The sequence below is a fragment of the Ruegeria sp. SAZA006 genome (genome assembly GCF_059613465.1).
In genome coordinates, this window is the sequence record NZ_JBXWSO010000016.1 from 114980 (window position 1) to 131298 (window position 16319).

Sequence of the window (16319 nt, forward strand, 5' to 3'; positions counted from 1 at the left end):
CATCGTTGATGGCAACCGGGACGGGCGCTAGCATTTCAGCCAGCATCTTGAGGTTGGCCGTTTTGAGCATCGCCTACAGAAGGGAAATTGACGGCCTTCGGGCAATAGCTGTGTTGCCAGTGGTCTTCTACCACGCCGGATTGTCATGGCTGTCCGGCGGGTTTCTGGGTGTTGATGTCTTTTTCGTCATCAGCGGCTACTTGATCACCTCGCTTCTGATCGGGGATATTCAACGCGGACGGTTGTCCATCGTCGATTTCTACGAAAGGCGAGCCAGGCGGATTCTTCCGGCCCTTTTCGTGGTTCTGGCCGTGACAACCTGCCTGGCGTGGATCTGGATGCTGCCGGCCGATCTCAGGGTCTATTCGCGAAGCCTGTCATCCGTCGCGGTATTCCTGTCGAACGTCTTCTTCTTCCGGAACAAGGACTATTTCGCGGATGAATTCGACATGCATCCGCTGCTCCACACATGGAGCCTTGCGGTGGAAGAACAGTTCTACCTGCTGTTTCCGCTGCTGCTGCTGTTTCTGTTTCGAAGAGGGACCCGGACCTGCATCCTTGGCCTGTCGGTGATGCTTTTGGCCAGTCTGTTGCTGGCGCAGTGGACATCGGAAAACGAACCCAGGGCAGGGTTCTACCTGATCTATACCCGCGCGTGGGAGCTTTTGGCCGGCGCGATATGCGCCTTCGTTCCGCGGCAGGACAAGGGGCGGTTCTCGACGGTGCTGCCGCTGCTGGGCATGGTCGGGCTGCTGGTGTCCTACGTGATGTTTGACCGGTACACGCCGCACCCGTCATTCCTGACGGTCGTGCCCGTTTTGGGAACCGTTCTGGTCATCGTTTTCGCCAGCCAACGAGACCCGATAGGGGCGCTGTTGTCGTCGCGGATCATGGTCTGGATCGGCCTGATCAGCTACAGCCTTTACCTGTGGCACTACCCGTTGTTGGTCTTTGCTAAGATCCGGAGTGTTCCGGCGCCAACACCGCTGACCATCGCCAGCCTTGTCGTGCTGGCCTTTGTGCTGTCAGCCTTGACATGGCGCTTCGTCGAGCAACCCTTTCGCCGTCATAGGGAAGGTCTATTCAGCCGCCGGGGGATCTTCATCGGAAGCGCCGCGATATCGGCTTTGGTGTTCTCGGTCGGGGTGGCGATCTTCGCAACCGATGGCGCGCCCGATCGTAAGGCGCTGCGCAATATCGATCTGCCGAGACTGACCGAAAGCCTGGCTCCGAACCGGGGTTTGAGCAATGCGTGCAACGGTCGAATGCCGGTGCCTGACAGCTGCGCGACTTCCGAGTCCCCCAAGGTTGCGGTTTGGGGGGACAGTTTCGCCATGCATCTGGTGGTCGGCCTGACCACGGCCTACCCCGAGCTTGGGGTCGTTCAGCTGACCAAGTCGCTCTGCGCGCCGATCGCCGGTATCGCCTTTGCCGATCGCGGCCGGACCGGAGAATCCCCGCAGGCCTGTCTGGATTTCAGCGACCGGGTGCTGGATTATGTCACTTCGACCGACAGCATTGACTATGTCATCGTCTCATCGCCGTTCTACTATTTGTTCGAGCCGGGCGGACTCGCGGCCGTTGACGGCGCAATGGACCCCGAAGGCCCGCAGAGCACAGTTCTGCGGAATCTGGAAAAAACGCTCGAACGGCTTGTGTCTGCCGGTAAAACCCCGATCGTCGTGTCTCCGCCCCCCTCGAATGGCCAAAACCTGGGCTATTGCGTGGTGAATGCCGAACTCCGAGGCGCTGACCCGCATCTGTGCGACTATCCGTTCGCGGACATACAGCCGGAGCTTCTTGAGGTTGGTGAGATGCTGCACCAGCTCGAGGGCCGCCACAAAGTCGTCTGGCTGGATCGGATACTCTGCGATGCCGACGGCATGTGCCGCGCCAGCGACGGCTCGACGGCATACTATCGGGATGGTCGCCATCTCTCGAAAGAAGGTTCGCGCGAACTTGGGTGCCGCACCGGTGGATGGTTCCTGTTCGGGGACGAACCTAATGGGCCAGCCGACACTGGTGCTGTGGGTCCTGCTAATGACCGTACCTGCAGCCAGTTTCAACAGAACGCCGACCTGGCCCAGAGAGACTCGAACGGAGAGTGATTCCTCAGCCTTGCATTGGTCTGCCGCCCGCGCGCTGAACCACTGCAGCGCGAGGTCCGGGTTGTGTCGATAGTAAATTTTATTCGAATATCCAAATCCGTGATAGGCTACCGTCATTTCCGGAACCAACCGAATGGAAATGACACACCTGGGAGGGATTTCATGACCAAGTCTTTCGCAATCGTTTTACAACGTCCTTTGTGGACGTTGGCCTGTCTGGTCGCGCTGACCGCCACATCCGTGTCCACGCAGGAGTTCCAGACCGAGCAGGGCAGCACGGATGTCGTATTGGCGCCTGATGATTTCTCACCCTATGCGGGGCGGAACTTTCCCCAGCGGCCGCTGTGGGGAGACTCGCATCTGCATACTTCGGTTTCGGTAGACGCCGGCACGATGACCCGGCTGACCCAGGAACAGGCGTTTCGCTTTGCCCGCGGCGAAGAGGTCACGACAACCCACGGCCTTCGGGCCAAGCTGTCCCGTCCGCTCGATTGGCTGGTCGTCTCGGACCATGCCGAGATGTACGGGCTGATGCCGCAACTGCTGGCCGGAGACGCCGAGGTTCTGGCGACACCCCAGGGCAAGGCCTGGTACGAGGCGCTGACGGCGGGTGACAGCCAGCTTGCGTTTGACACGGCAATGGAGATCGTCGCCTCGTTGTCGGATGACGTCCCGCCCATCGACAACCCGAAGGCCATCAAGCATGCGTGGGAGGCGTACACGGCCCTCGCCGACAGCTTCAACGAGCCGGGAGTCTTTTCAGCCATCATCGGCTATGAATACACAACCGAGGGCGCCAACAACCTGCACCGGAACGTGCTGTTCCGCGATGGGCGCGACCGGGCCAACCAGACCCGCCCGTTCTCGCAATACGACAGCAAGAACCCCGAGGACCTGTGGGCCTTTCTGGCCGAATATGAGGAAAGGACAGGCGGCGAGGTCCTGGCCATCGCGCACAACGGCAACCTGTCGAACGGGCGGATGTTCTCTCTGAACGCCTACGATGGATCCGCACTGACCCAGGAGATCGCAAGCCTGCGCGCCCGGTTCGAGCCGCTGTACGAACCGACGCAGATCAAGGGCGACGGTGAGGCGCATCCGTTCCTCAGCCCCGATGACGAGTTCGCAGATTTCGACACATGGGACGCGGCCAATCTGAACGGAACCGAGTTGAAGCAACCCGAGATGCTGGCCGGTGAATACGCGCGCGAGGCTTTGAAGCGCGGGCTCAAGATCGAACAGGAGCTGGGTGTTAACCCGTTCAAGTTCGGGATGGTCGGCGCGACGGATTCGCATACCGGTATGGCAACGGCGCAGGAAGACAACTTTTTCGGCAAACATTCCGGGGTCGAGCCCGGGCCGAACCGTTGGGAACACCTGGTAATCGAAGCACCCGACCCAGAGCTGTCGATCTATGGCTGGAAACAGGCCGCTGGTGGACTGGGTGCGGTCTGGGCGACGGAAAACACCCGCGAGGCGATCTTTGACGCGATGCAGCGCAGGGAGACCTACGCGACCACGGGGTCGCGTATGGGGGTTCGGTTTTTCGGCGGTTATGACTTCACCGATGAGGATGCCGCAAGCCGTGTTCCTGCGGATGCGGGTTACAAAAAAGGCGTACCGATGGGGGGCAACTTGCAGGCGTCTCCCGATGGGCGGGCTCCGAACTTCCTTGTTTTTGCATTGAAGGACCCGATTTCCGGCAACCTGGATCGCATTCAGATCGTCAAGGGCTGGGTCGATGCCGACGGGGCCTTGCAGGAGAAAGTCTACAATGTCGTCTGGGCCGGCGATCGCCAGCTGGACGAGAACGGCAAGCTGCCCGAAGTCGGCAACACCGTCGATGTCGAAAACGCCACCTGGACCAACACCATCGGGGCAAGTGAGTTGATCACCACGTGGCAGGATCCGGATTTCGACCCCAACCTGTCTGCGTTCTACTATGCCCGTGTGATCGAGATCCCGACCCCCCGCTGGACCGCCTACGAGGCCAAACGGTTCGGGATCGAGATGCCGGACTATGTTCCGATGATCACGACCGAACGGGCCTATACGTCGCCGATCTGGTACACCCCGGGATAAACGGTCGTTCCGTTGAGCGAAGCCCCGCCTCGCGCAGGCGGGGCGGTCTTGTTCATTCGGCCGGGCTGGGATTGCCGGCCACCGGCCTGCGGTTGTCCGCGTCTGTCGCTCCAAGACCGTGACGCAGCAGGATGAACACGAACAGGACCATGGTCAGAACTGCCAAAAGCGATCCGATCTGGGCAAGGGTTTCGCCCCTTTCGGTAATTGCCAGCACGATCCCGGGAACGAGCACCAGCACCGTTGCCACGGACAGCCCATAGTGCAGCTTCGCCAGACCGCTGCGCGCCGCCTCGGGGGTCAGAGCGTAGTAGAATCCGAACACTGCCAGCGCAACGAACCCGATCAGGTTCAAGTGGCCATGTGCCGGAGACAGCGTGTGATCATGGCTGGCGGACATCTGGATTCCCCACAACATGCCCAAAACGGCAAATATGGCTGCGGTGGTCAGAAAAAAGATGGGCAATCTGGTCATAACGGTCTCCTTTGAATATTCGATGAGCCGCACGGGGCGTTGAAAACTGGGTTTGCCGGAAAAAGGTGTGTTCTGACGCGGGCATCCGAACCACGCTGCCCAACCTGGTCCGAACCGTCTGGCAGTGCGGCGTTGAGCACTGAAGGCCAGAAAAACATCGGCCTAGTCAGCGGTTCCAGAGCAGGTGGGATCCCGCGGTGTTGAACCCCGGTTCCTGCGACAGGTCAGGCTCTGTTTGGTCAATCATGGCTCGTTTCCTCTCGGCTGAGATTGAAACGAAGGCGCCTTCAATGGGCGAAAAAATACCAGTAGCTGTGAAATATGAAAAATTGATTATGTGAATAATAGCTATTCACCTGGCGAATTTACTTCTGCTTGGGCAGAACCTGCGGTGATACCCGCCGCACCTTCCGTCTCGCATTGCCAAAAAATGAAAAACCCCGCAGTCCATGCCGCGGGGTTTTCAGATGTCTGACTGGTTCGCTGTATCAGCCCTTTTTCAGGACCTCGCGGCCCAGCAGCTCGGCGATTTGCACTGCATTCAGGGCCGCGCCTTTGCGCAGGTTGTCCGAGACACACCACAGGTTCAGGCCGTTTTCCACGGTCGAGTCCTGACGGATCCGGCTGATGAAAGTGGCGAAATCGCCGACGCATTCAACCGGCGTGACATAGCCACCGGCCTCGCGCTTGTCGATCACCATCACGCCCGGAGCTTCGCGCAGGATGTCGCGGGCCTCGTCCTCGTCCAGGAATTCCTCGAACTCGATGTTCACCGACTCCGAATGTCCGACAAAAACCGGCACCCGCACACAGGTCGCGGTGACCTTGATCGACGGGTCGACGATCTTCTTGGTCTCGACGACCATCTTCCACTCTTCCTTGGTCGATCCGTCCTCCATGAACACGTCGATATGCGGAATGACGTTGAAGGCGATCTGCTTCTGGAACTTCTTCGGCGCAACCTCGTTGATCGGGTTGTAGACGGCCTTGGTCTGGTCCCACAGCTCGTCCATGCCTTCCTTGCCTGCGCCCGACACCGACTGATAGGTCGAGACCACGACGCGCTTGATCTTGGCGCGGTCATGCAGCGGCTTCAGCGCCACCACCATCTGCGCGGTCGAGCAGTTGGGGTTGGCGATGATGTTTTTGTTCTTGTAGCCGTGGATCGCCTGCGGGTTGCACTCGGGCACGATCAGCGGGATCTCGGGGTCGTAGCGATAGAGCGACGAGTTGTCGATCACCACGCAGCCGGCCGCTGCCGCCTTGGGGGCGTAATCCTTGGTCGCGGCGGACCCCACGGCGAACAGCGCCATGTCCCAGCCGGTGAAATCGAAAGTGTCCAGATCCTGGGTCTTGAGTGTCTTGTCGCCAAAGCTGACTTCGGTGCCCAGCGAACGACGGCTTGCCAGAACGGCAATTTCGTCCACGGGGAACTGGCGTTCAGCCAGGATGTTCAGCATTTCGCGGCCCACGTTACCCGTGGCGCCGACGACAACGACGCGATAGCCCATGTCTAGTCTCCTGAATTAAGGACGCGCGTTCATAGCCGCGTTGCAGAAAATAAAAAAGGGCCTTCGCGGCGGAATTGACCGAATGACGCAGTTTTGCGGCGACTCAGGCCTTCAGCAGCCGCTGATAGAGCGCAACGAGCGCCTGCGCCTCGCCGTTGATGTCGAAATTCCGTTCCACATGGGCGCGGGCGGCCTGGCCTGCGCTGGCCAGGGAATCACGGTCCGCCAGCATCTCGGCCGCGGCCGCGACCAGCGCCGGAATGTCGCCCGGGGGCACCACCCGACCCAACGCGGGGTCGGTCACGATCTCGGAAAACGCGCCCACATCGGTGGCCACTACGGGCACACCGCAGGCCATCGCTTCCAGCGGCGTCAGTCCGAACCCCTCCCAGCGTTGGGGGGCGATGAACAGATCCAGCACCTGGTACCATTGGGCGATCTTGTCCACTGTGACCTCGGGCTTGAACAGGATGCGGTCGGACAGGCCGGCCCGGGCCACCTTGTCCTTCAGTTCGGTCAGGAAAGCGCTGTGTTTCTCGGTCGCGCGGCCCATGACGATGCCATGCACGTCGGGGACCTGCCCGCACAGGTCGATCATCGCATCGACAAAAGCGTCGGTGCCCTTCTGGTGGCGGATGCGCCCGTAACAACCCAGCAACAGCCCGTCGGGCAGCCCCATCTGCGCGCGCAGCGCTGCCTTGTCCTGCGGAGGGGTGAAATCCTGCAGATTGATCCCGTGCATGATCACCTGCGCGTCCCGCTCAAGGTACCCGGCCGTCTTGCGCGAGGTCGCCACCACCGCGTCCATCTTGCCGATCAGCCACTTGGTATAGCCCGTATGCGCCCGCTGCGAGGCGCTGGTGAACAGCAGTTTCAGCCGCAGCCGCAGCAGGTCGCGCAGGATCAGGCCCAGCAGCATCTCGGTGTTGCGGCGGGCGTGCCAGACCCGCAGCGTCTTGCGCGACAGAAAGGGCAGGCGGCCCAGCGGGATGTGCGGGATGTCTTCAGGCAGGCCCGGGCCGGTGGCGGCAATGTCGATCCACTGCGCCTGCAACGGCACCAGCCGCGCGATCGTGGCGGTCACGCCGGACAGGCGGCGTTTGAGGTTTGGGGCAAGGACAACGGGGTCGTTCACGGCGCGCGCTCCTGCGGGTCTCACTCCATGCTGTCACGGCTGAACAGGTAGATCACGCAGCCGATCGTCAGCGTGACGGCAAAGAAGGCGAATATCGCTGTGTAGGGTGCGGTTGGCCCCATGTCCACCGTCGCCGCATGGATGCGGCCGGTGGCGAATTGTGCCAGCCCCACGCCGCCGATCCCGAACAGGTTCAGTAGGGTCACGCCGCGCCCCACCAGGTGCGCCGGGATGAAGGCGCGCCCATGCGCCATGATCACCGGGAAGGATGCCCCCAGAAACCCGATCAGCGCCATCAGCAGAACCGACAGCCAGACGGCGTCCGCGACCCACAGCCCCAACAGCCCCAGCGCCAGCACCGCCAGCGCGTTGCCGCCGAAGATCACCCATTTGCGGGTGTTCAGAAGCCGGTCCAGCGGCCCATAGGCAAAGGTGCCCGCGATCATCGCGGCGCCCATGACCAGCGTAGCCTGCCCGATCTGGGTGGCGCTCAGCCCGAACACGTCCAGCAGATAGGGGCCGGCCCACAGCCCCCGCAGCGCGGCAGAGGGCGCATAGGCCACCAGCATCAAGGGCAAAATCGCCCACAAAGCAGGTTCGCGCAGCAGGTCCAGAACCGACCCTTTCTGCTCGGACACCACCCGCGCGGGGTCTTTTACCGTGACCCAGATACCTACAGCCACCGCGCCCGAGATCGCGGCCAGCCCCGCCAGCGTCGCGCGCCAGCCCATCAGCTCGAGCGCCAGCGCCGTGGGATACGAGGCCACGAGGTTGCCAACCGACCCCACACCCAGCATCACCGCCGCCAGGGTCGCGAATTTCGCGGGCGGATATTCGCGGGCAAAGATGAAATACGAGGCCATCAGAACCGGCGAACACCCGACCCCGATCAACGCCATCGCCACCGCTACATGCAGGGGCGTCGTGGCCATCGCGAACACCGCAGCCCCACCCGCGCCGCCGATCAGCAGCAGAACCGCCGCCGTCTGCCGCGGGCCAACCCGGTCCAGCGCCCATCCCACCGGGATCTGCATCGCCGCAAAGACCAGAAACCACAGGCCCGAGGCCCAGGCCAGATCCTCGGGCGTGGCACCGATGTCGCGGGCCAGATCGGCGGTCAGAACCGCAAGGAACGCGCGGAAGAACTGGCTGAGAACATAGGCCAGACACAAGATCACCAAACCTGCCTGCATGTCGGTCTCCCTGCCGTCCGCCTCACCGGGATGCTTGGCACGTCCCGATGCCATGCACAAGCGCGTGTGATATGTTGCAGTATCGGGAAACGCCCCCGCACTACGCTATCATTGCGGCCAGCAAACGGGAGGGACACGGGAGGGACAATGAAAACCGCCGATATCGGATTCTATGGCCGCGTACCCATTACACGCGATTTTCTCGCCCTGTCGGATCCGGAACAATTCACTCCGGTCCCGGATGACTGGATCGTGGGCGTCGCCGATATCGTGGACTCGACCGGCGAAATCGCGCGCGGCCGCTACAAGACGGTGAACATGGTGGGCGCGGCGGTGATCTCAGGCATGATCAACGCGCTGGGCGGGCGGGTTTTTCCCTATGTTTTTGGTGGCGACGGTGCCGGATTTGCCATCCCGAAGGACGATGCCGACATGGCGCGCGACACCTTGGCCGCGCTGCGCAGTTGGGCGGAAACCGAGTTCGGCATCGCGCTACGTGCGGCTTTGGTTCCTGTGTCCGACGTGCGTGCGGAGGGGCACGACTTGCGGGTAGCGCGCTATGCGCCGTCCTCGGGGGTGGATTACGCCATGTTCACCGGTGGCGGACTGGCCTGGGCCGAGGCGCAGATGAAGGCTGGCCAGTGCGAGGTTCCGCCCGCCGGGGCCGACGCGCAGCCCGACCTGACGGGACTGTCCTGCCGCTGGTCCAACAGCCCTGCGCGGCATGGGCAGATCGTTTCACTTGTCATCCAGCCCACTGCGCAGGCGACAGAACGCGACTTTGCTGATCTGGCGCAATCAGTTCTGTCCGCATCTGAGGCTCTGGAGCGCGCGGGCCATCCCGTGCCGGCCGGCGGCCCTCCGATCAAGTGGCCACCTCCGGGGCTTTCACTGGATGCCCATGTTTCGCGCGCTGGGCGCAATCTGGCCGTGCGCAAGGCTGCGCTGCTTGTGCAGAACCTGCTGATCTGGCTGCTGTTCAAATCAGGCAAGCGTTTGGGCGAGTTCGAGCCGGGCCACTACAAGAACATGGTCAGCCGAAATGCGGATTTCCGCAAATTTGATGACGGGTTGAAGATGACGCTGGATTGCGACGACGAGACCCTGTCGCGCATCGCCCGGACCCTTGAGGATGCGCGCGGACGCGGCAAGATCAGATATGGCATCCATTCCCAGCAAGAGGCGATGATGACCTGCTTCGTGCCCGCCGCCACGCGCGACGATCACGTACATTTCGTAGATGGTGCATCGGGCGGCTATGCGCAGGCCGCCGCCGCAATGCAGGGATGATCCGCCCTCAGCGACGCCATTTCGCGGCCAGCCCGCGGGCGGCCTGAGCCAGCAGCATGACGTCGATACCGACCGCCAGGAACTGCGCGCCCATGTCCCGATACGCTTGAACCGCTTCATCATTGGTGCCCAGAATACCCGGCGCCTTGCCTGCTGCCCGGATCCGTTTCAAAGCATCGGCGATGGCGGTGCGGACCTCTGGCACCGTGCTGTCGCCTTTGCAACCCATGTCGGTGGACAGATCGGCCGGGCCGATGAACACGCCGTCCACGCCCTCGACCTGCAGGATGTCGTCCAGCGCGGCCATGCCCGCAAGGTTTTCCACCTGAACCAGCAAACAGATCTCGGGGTCGGCCGTGGCCACGTAATCGGGGATCGTGCCGTACATTGTCGCCCGTGTTGCGGCGGCCCCAACACCCCGCACACCTCTGGGCGGGTACTGGCAGGCCCGAACCAGTTCGCGTGCCTGATCCGCGCTTTCGACCATCGGTACCAGAATGGTCTGGGCGCCGGCGTCCAGCACGGTCTTGATCATCCAGGTCTCGCCGACCGGCAGCCGCACCACCGCGTGCGAAGGGCTGTTGGCCAGCGCAATCAGCTGATCGCGGATCGAACGGATGTCATTCGGCGCATGTTCGCCATCGATCACCAGCCAGTCGAAACCGGCGGTTCCCATGATTTCCGCGGTGATGGCTTCGGCAAAGCTCATCCAGCAGCCGATTTGCATTTCGCCCTTTGTCAGAGCCTGTTTGAACGGGTTTTTTGGGGCGGGCATCAGCGGTCCTCCTGCGGGGGTGTGGGCAAGGTGCGGGCAATCTGGGTGATCACGTCAAAGGCCATCCGGACGTCCTCCTCGGTGGTTTCGAACTGGCCGGCCTGGAAACGGATGACTATGTCGCCATCGACCCGGGTCTGGGTCAGATAGATTCGCCCGTCATCATTGATGGCGTTGACCAGCCGCAGGTTCAGGTCGTCCAGATCCGCAGCATCGGCCGGTTCATAGCGGAAGGTCCACAGGGACCACATAGGCGGGGTGACGATCCGAAAATCCGGCTCGGCCGCCAGTCGGTCATGCAGGTCGCGCGACCAGTTGACGTGGTTGCGCAGCCGCGCGCGCAGCCCTTCCAGCCCGTAGGCGCGGATCACGAACCACAGTTTCAGCGCCCGGAACCGGCGGCCCAGCGGCACGGACCATTCCGAAAAGTTGATGATCCCGTCCTGACCATGGGTTTTCAGATATTCGGGGCTGATCGCCAGCGTCTGCACCAGATCGTCGGGGTTCTTCAGGAAATGCGCGCAGCAGTCGAACTGAACCCCCAACCATTTGTGCGGGTTGAAGACGATGCTGTCGGCCTGGTCGATCCCCGGCCAATAGTGGCGGTATTCGGGGCAGATCATCGCCGACCCGGCCCAGGCCGCATCCACATGCGTATACAGACCGTATTTCTGCGCGACTTTCAGACACTCGTCCACCGGATCGGTCGCGCCGGTTCCGGTGCCGCCGACGCACAGGATCACCCCCGCGGGGTGAAGGCCGGCGTCCCGATCGGCCCGGATCGCGGCCTCGAGCGCAGCGGGATCCATCCCGCGCCAGTCACCCTTGATCGGGACGCGCACCAGGTTGTCCTGCCCGATCCCGGCCACCCAGATGGCGCGGTCGACCGATGTGTGCACCTCGGACGAGCAATAGACGCGCAAGGGTGTCTGCCCGAACAGGCCCTGACGGTTGCCCTGCCAGTTCAGCGCCTTTTCCCGCATGGTCAGAACGGCGGCCAGCGTGGCCGACGAGGCTGAGTCCTGGATCACCCCTGCAAAGCCTTCGGGCAGGTCCAGCGCCTGCCGCAGCCAGTCCATCATCCGGGTTTCCATCTCGGTCGCCGCGGGCGAGGTCTGCCACAGCATGCATTGCGGCGCGATCGCGCTGGCCAGAAACTCGGCCAGCACGGACGGCGCCGAGGCGTTCGAGTTGAAATAGGCGAAGAAGCGAGGGTGCTGCCAATGGGTGATGCCGGGCATCACGACCCGTTCGAAATCCCGAAAAATCCCTTCTATCGGTTCGCCTTGCTCCGGCGCCTTCGCGGGAAGCGCGTTCAGCACCTCGCCGGGCTCGGTCCGGGCGCGCACCGGGTGCTGGCCGACGGTTTGGTGATAATGCTGCGTCCACTCGGAAATGCGTTTGCCCCATTCCGAGAATTCATCCCATCTCATCTGCCTTGCCTTCCGCCTTCGCACCTTTTCGCGGGCAAGTGATGGCGATGCAGGCGGGCAGGTCAATCAAATTCCGGACGACGAGGGCGCTGTGAGGTGCGCCGTGGCGCCAGCTCGATCCAAATTCAGGCTCTAATAAAGAAAAACGCACCGGTTTTGCGGATCGGAGAACCCCGCCGGAGAAACTAGGGGTCGACTCCGGCGGGGCGGCCAGACGGTGTCTGAAGTTATTTGCCTGGCCCGGGGCCGAAGAATCCCTGTGTTGAAGGGCTCCGGCCCTGAATCGGAGAATGTGAGGCGCCTAAATTGCACCCCGACGGCGCAGCCCAAGCACCCAGGGGGATGAGGCCAGAGCGGCGGTTCTCCGAAACCGTAATAATTCCTTGGTATTCGCGACGGTGGCCCGCTGATGCACCATGCTTGGTTGGCTGGGCGCGCCGACTGTCTGTAACAATATCTAGCGTACCTGACCGCGAAACCAAGTCGCAATAAGGTGACGCGGCCCGTGGGCCTGTTGCGCTGCCTTCGAATATCTGCCCGATATGTCCGTTCATGATGCGCGGCCTGTGCGGTTTTTCAAAGAGGGTGGTTCCAAGTTTCCCTAGATTAAAGCCGGATAGTCTGTGCGGATGAAACTGGCTTGCGCCCAGGTCCGCGGCCTTGGCAACTTCGCGCCGAAACGTACAGACGGGCCGGCAATAATCGGCGTGTTTGCCGGGTTGAACAGCGGTGTGTCTCCTTTAGTCTGCGCGGCAATGTGAAGGAAAGGATGCAACATGGCCAAATCTCTGTTTTCCCTGCCGGATGTGGTGCAGATACCAGTAGTTGGAGAGGCCAACACCTATCCGGTGGGGCGCATCTTTTGCGTCGGACGGAACTATGCCGCCCATGCGGCCGAGATGGGAAACGAGGTCGACCGCGAGGCGCCGTTCTATTTCACGAAGTCCCCGCAGAACGCCATTCTGACCGGCCAGACCGTGCCTTACCCGCCGGGCACCGAGAATTATCACCACGAAATGGAACTGGCTCTGGCCATCGGCCGCCCGGTGTTTCAGGCGACGTCGCAGCAGGCTTGGGATGCCGTGTTCGGATATTGCTGCGCGCTGGACATGACCCGGCGCGACCTGCAGATCCGCGAGCGCAACAAGCAGCGCCCATGGGATCTGGGCAAGGATGTGGAAAACGGCGCGGTGTTCGCGCCGCTGACCCGCGCCGCCGATTGGGCGCTGACCGATGACACCCGCATCCATCTGAGCGTGAACGGTGAGGTCCGGCAGGACGCCACCCTGTCCGAACTGATCTGGAAGATCGACGAGATCGTCATGCACCTGTCCCGGTTCTATCACCTGCGGCCCGGCGACCTGATCCTGACCGGAACGCCCGCCGGTGTCGGCCCGGTCGTCGCCGGAGATGTGTTGACCGGCGGTATCGACGGGTTGGACCCCATCCGCCTGACCCTCGGGCCGGCGGAATAGACCCTATGAAAGGGCTTTCAGCCGATCAAACAGGCGCGCGCAGCCAGTCTGCGGCAAAGGCGACCTGTTCCAGTCCGGCAAAACGGCGTACCCGGTCCAACTCGGCCTCGAGCCGACGGGTGCGGGCGTGCGACCACTTGACCCCGCGCTCGGGCCACAGGGCGCGGACCCGCAAGATGCCTTCGTCGCGATGGGCCTTCATGTCGATCCGTCCGATCAGACGGTCTTTCTCGAGCAGTGGAAAGACGTAGTACCCATAGGTCCGCTTGGCCTCGGGCACGAAAACCTCGATCCGATAGTGGAAGCCGAACAGGCGCTGGGCGCGGTTGCGGTCGCGCAGCATCGGGTCGAACGGGCTGAGCACGCGGATTCGCCCCGGCGCGGGGGCAGGGTAGGCAGCCTGGTCCACCAAGCCTGGTGGCGCGAACACGCGGCGCATTCGACCATCGGCACATTCCACCTCGATTTCCTGCAGATCACCCCGTGTCAGAGCCTGTTTGCACCACTCTTTCGCCTCGGCGGCGGTGACCGTGTCCCAAAAGGCGGCCAGTTCGCCCGAGGTGGCAAAGCCCAACCGGTCGAGCGCCGCGTGGCACAGCCAGTCCACCGTCGCTTGATGATCGCACTCCATCACGCCGGGGCATAGATGGGTATCGATCACGCGCTCGGTCAGGTCGTATTGCTTTTGAAACCCTCGGCGCCCTACCACCGTCAGCGCGCCCGAGCGCCAAAGGTATTCCAGTGCCGTTTTCGAGGGATGCCAATCCCACCACCCGCCCGAGCCCTTTTTCTCATCCTGCCCCAGATCGGCCGAGCACACCGGGCCGTGGTCGCGGATGTGCCGCAGCACGGTTTCGAACTGCTGTTCGAACCCGTCGCGCCGCCAGTTGCGCCAGCGGGCCCGCAGCATCTCGGCGTCGCGCTGGAAGCGCAGATGCCAATGCGGGTAGAACGCCATCGGGATCACGGCGGCGTCGTGGGTCCAGTGTTCGAACAGGCTGCGGTCGCGCTCGTACAAGCGTTTGAGGTCGTTCGGCCGATAGGACGGGCGTCGCGAGAACAGGATCATGTCATGGGCGCGCGCCACGGTGTTGATGCTGTCGAGCTGCACGAAACCAAGCCGGTGGATCAGATGCAGCAGATCGGGCCCTTTGGCCGGGCCTGCGGGCTGTTCCGCCAGCGCGTGGCGGTCCATGAACAACGCACGGGCGGTTCGGTTGTCGAGTTGTTGCAGCTTGCCCCGTTCAGCGCCGCTTGAGCGTGTCGCCATAGCTGATCTTGGGGGTTAAAGTGATGCGAGTTTCGATCTCGGTATTCGGGTCAGCCAGTTGGGCGGCGATGATTTCTGCCGCCTTGCGACCGATTTCAAGCCGGCAGGCGTCCATGGTGGCCAGCTTGCGCGGCAGACCCTGCAGCAGCTCGACGTTGTTGAATCCCGCAAGGCCGATCTGTCCGGGCACGTCGATACCCTGCTCAAGCAGGTACAGCAGCCCGCCCGCGCCGATCATGTCGTTGGAATAATACAGGAAATCCAACTCTGGGGAGCGTTCTAGCATGGCTTTGGTCATCTCGCGCCCCTTGGCCAGAGCCGAGCCGCCGGAATAGAACTCCCGGTCCTCGATTTCGATCCCGTGCTTGCCCAGAACTTCGGTGAAGCCCTCGAACCGTTTGCGCGCGCGGTGGTCCAGCGGCATCTTGGTACCCATGAAGCCGATATGCTGATACCCGGCCTTCAGGATCGCCTGCGCCATCTCGCGCCCGGCCCGGCGGTGCGAAATGCCCACCATCGCGTCCACTGGCTTTCCGTCCGTATCCATGATCTCGACCACCGGAATGCCCGCCGAATCCAGCATGGCCCGCGCGGCCTCGGTGTGTTCCAGCCCGGCGATGATCACGCCCGACGGACGCCACGAGAGCATCTCGTACAGAACCTTTTCCTCTTTTTCCGGCAGATAATCGGTAACGCCGACCACCGGCTGCAGCTCGGTATCCTCAAGCACCTGGTTGATGCCGGTCAGCACCTCGGGGAAAACCATGTTCGACAGCGACGGGATAATCACCGCCACCAGGTTCACCCGGCTCGAGGCCAGCGCGCCGGCGATCTTGTTGGGCACGTATCCCAGCTCTTTCGCGGCGGCCAGAACCCGGGTGCGGGTCGCGTCCGACACATCGCCCCGATTGCGCAGGACCCGGCTGACCGTCATTTCCGACACACCGGACGCTTCTGAGACATCACGGAGGGTAAGCGGGCGTTTCGTTTCTGTTGTCACCGGGGATACCTGCATTGTTGTTTCCCCGATGCTAGCGCGAACAGGGCGATCTGTTCAACTGTTGTGCAAAGGTCATGACAAGCCGAAAAAACCCGGCTACAGAAGGCGCCGCGCGGCCCCGTGGCTCAACTGGATAGAGCAGCCCCCTCCTAAGGGGCAGGTTGCAGGTTCGAATCCTGCCGGGGTCGCCAGCAACTCAGCGCGAGTCGGGTTGCGGGTTCGTTTTCACCGCTCAACCGCGATGGCGAGGTCACTTCGTGCAAGCGGTTCTGGCGATCCTGTTTGCGGTGCATACACTTCTTTTGGTGCAGTCGCCCTGAGAGTTTCTGCCTCTCTCAAATCTGCATTCTGGTGCGGTTATGGACCAACCTCGGCTCGTTGTGCATTTGGTATTCCCAGTGCATTGCGCGCCACCGCAGGTTTTCGGCTGCCATTTTCGGTAGGATTCGTATGAGCGCCACCCCTCCGGGCATGCTCCGCCCGCGAACGCGCAAGCGGTCTTTCCCTTGATCGTGACGGTTTTTCCTCCCGCGCTATTGCACTCTGCTGCCGTTGGGGCCGCACTTCCGGGA

General features: G+C 62.4%; 12 protein-coding genes and 1 tRNA gene. 5 read left to right on the forward strand and 8 right to left on the reverse strand.

Annotated features, from left to right (window positions below; translation table 11 throughout):
- Positions 1-8 precede the first annotated feature (8 nt).
- Entirely contained in the window at positions 9-2108 is a 2100-nt protein-coding gene (locus AC2FNZ_RS15705) for an acyltransferase family protein (RefSeq protein WP_496841198.1), read from the forward strand.
- Between the two features lie 162 nt (positions 2109-2270).
- Entirely contained in the window at positions 2271-4190 is a 1920-nt protein-coding gene (locus tag AC2FNZ_RS15710) for a DUF3604 domain-containing protein (RefSeq protein WP_496841199.1), read from the forward strand.
- A gap of 52 nt (positions 4191-4242) precedes the next feature.
- Here the strand turns inward: AC2FNZ_RS15710 and AC2FNZ_RS15715 are convergent, their stop codons facing one another.
- From AC2FNZ_RS15715 to AC2FNZ_RS15730, 4 genes are all read right to left on the reverse strand, one after another.
- Positions 4243-4665 (reverse strand): hypothetical protein, encoded by a 423-nt coding sequence (locus tag AC2FNZ_RS15715; protein ID WP_496841200.1) that lies wholly within the window; start codon positions 4663-4665, stop codon positions 4243-4245.
- 488 nt (positions 4666-5153) lie between these two features.
- A complete protein-coding gene (locus AC2FNZ_RS15720) occupies positions 5154-6176 on the reverse strand; it encodes an aspartate-semialdehyde dehydrogenase (RefSeq protein WP_496841201.1) in 1023 nt (340 codons plus the stop codon).
- Positions 6177-6279: 103 nt separating this feature from the next.
- On the reverse strand, positions 6280-7311 hold the full coding sequence (locus AC2FNZ_RS15725) for a glycosyltransferase family 4 protein (protein WP_496841202.1): 1032 nt from the start codon (positions 7309-7311) through the stop codon (positions 6280-6282).
- Positions 7312-7331: 20 nt separating this feature from the next.
- Positions 7332-8504 carry an MFS transporter gene (locus AC2FNZ_RS15730; protein WP_496841203.1) on the reverse strand — a complete coding sequence of 391 codons (1173 nt, stop codon included), beginning with the start codon at positions 8502-8504 and terminating at the stop codon, positions 7332-7334.
- Between the two features lie 147 nt (positions 8505-8651).
- On the opposite strand from AC2FNZ_RS15730, the gene AC2FNZ_RS15735 reads away from it, so the two are divergent.
- Positions 8652-9794, forward strand: a complete 1143-nt coding sequence (locus tag AC2FNZ_RS15735; protein ID WP_496841204.1) for a DUF3095 domain-containing protein — start codon at positions 8652-8654, stop codon at positions 9792-9794.
- 7 nt (positions 9795-9801) lie between these two features.
- On the opposite strand, the gene AC2FNZ_RS15740 is transcribed toward AC2FNZ_RS15735, so the two are convergent.
- Together AC2FNZ_RS15740 and AC2FNZ_RS15745 are read right to left on the reverse strand one after the other, a co-directional pair.
- Positions 9802-10569, reverse strand: a complete 768-nt coding sequence (locus AC2FNZ_RS15740) for an HpcH/HpaI aldolase family protein (protein WP_496841205.1) — start codon at positions 10567-10569, stop codon at positions 9802-9804.
- Positions 10569-12002 carry a pyridoxal phosphate-dependent decarboxylase family protein gene (locus AC2FNZ_RS15745; RefSeq protein WP_496841206.1) on the reverse strand — a complete coding sequence of 478 codons (1434 nt, stop codon included), beginning with the start codon at positions 12000-12002 and terminating at the stop codon, positions 10569-10571. The genes AC2FNZ_RS15740 and AC2FNZ_RS15745 overlap by 1 nt, the downstream gene beginning before the upstream one ends.
- 776 nt (positions 12003-12778) lie before the next feature.
- Here AC2FNZ_RS15745 and AC2FNZ_RS15750 point away from each other — a divergent pair.
- The gene (locus AC2FNZ_RS15750) at positions 12779-13477 is read left to right on the forward strand and encodes a fumarylacetoacetate hydrolase family protein (protein ID WP_170370348.1); all 699 of its coding nucleotides are present in this window, start codon (positions 12779-12781) and stop codon (positions 13475-13477) included.
- Positions 13478-13502: 25 nt separating this feature from the next.
- Here the strand turns inward: AC2FNZ_RS15750 and AC2FNZ_RS15755 are convergent, their stop codons facing one another.
- Together AC2FNZ_RS15755 and AC2FNZ_RS15760 are read right to left on the reverse strand one after the other, a co-directional pair.
- Positions 13503-14747, reverse strand: a complete 1245-nt coding sequence (locus AC2FNZ_RS15755) for a winged helix-turn-helix domain-containing protein (protein ID WP_496841207.1) — start codon at positions 14745-14747, stop codon at positions 13503-13505.
- Complete coding sequence (locus tag AC2FNZ_RS15760; protein WP_170342776.1) at positions 14722-15747, reverse strand: LacI family DNA-binding transcriptional regulator; 1026 nt, start codon at positions 15745-15747, stop codon at positions 14722-14724. The genes AC2FNZ_RS15755 and AC2FNZ_RS15760 overlap by 26 nt, the downstream gene beginning before the upstream one ends.
- A gap of 114 nt (positions 15748-15861) precedes the next feature.
- Here AC2FNZ_RS15760 and AC2FNZ_RS15765 point away from each other — a divergent pair.
- Positions 15862-15938 (forward strand) — tRNA-Arg (locus AC2FNZ_RS15765).
- The last annotated feature ends 381 nt before the right edge of the window (positions 15939-16319 follow it).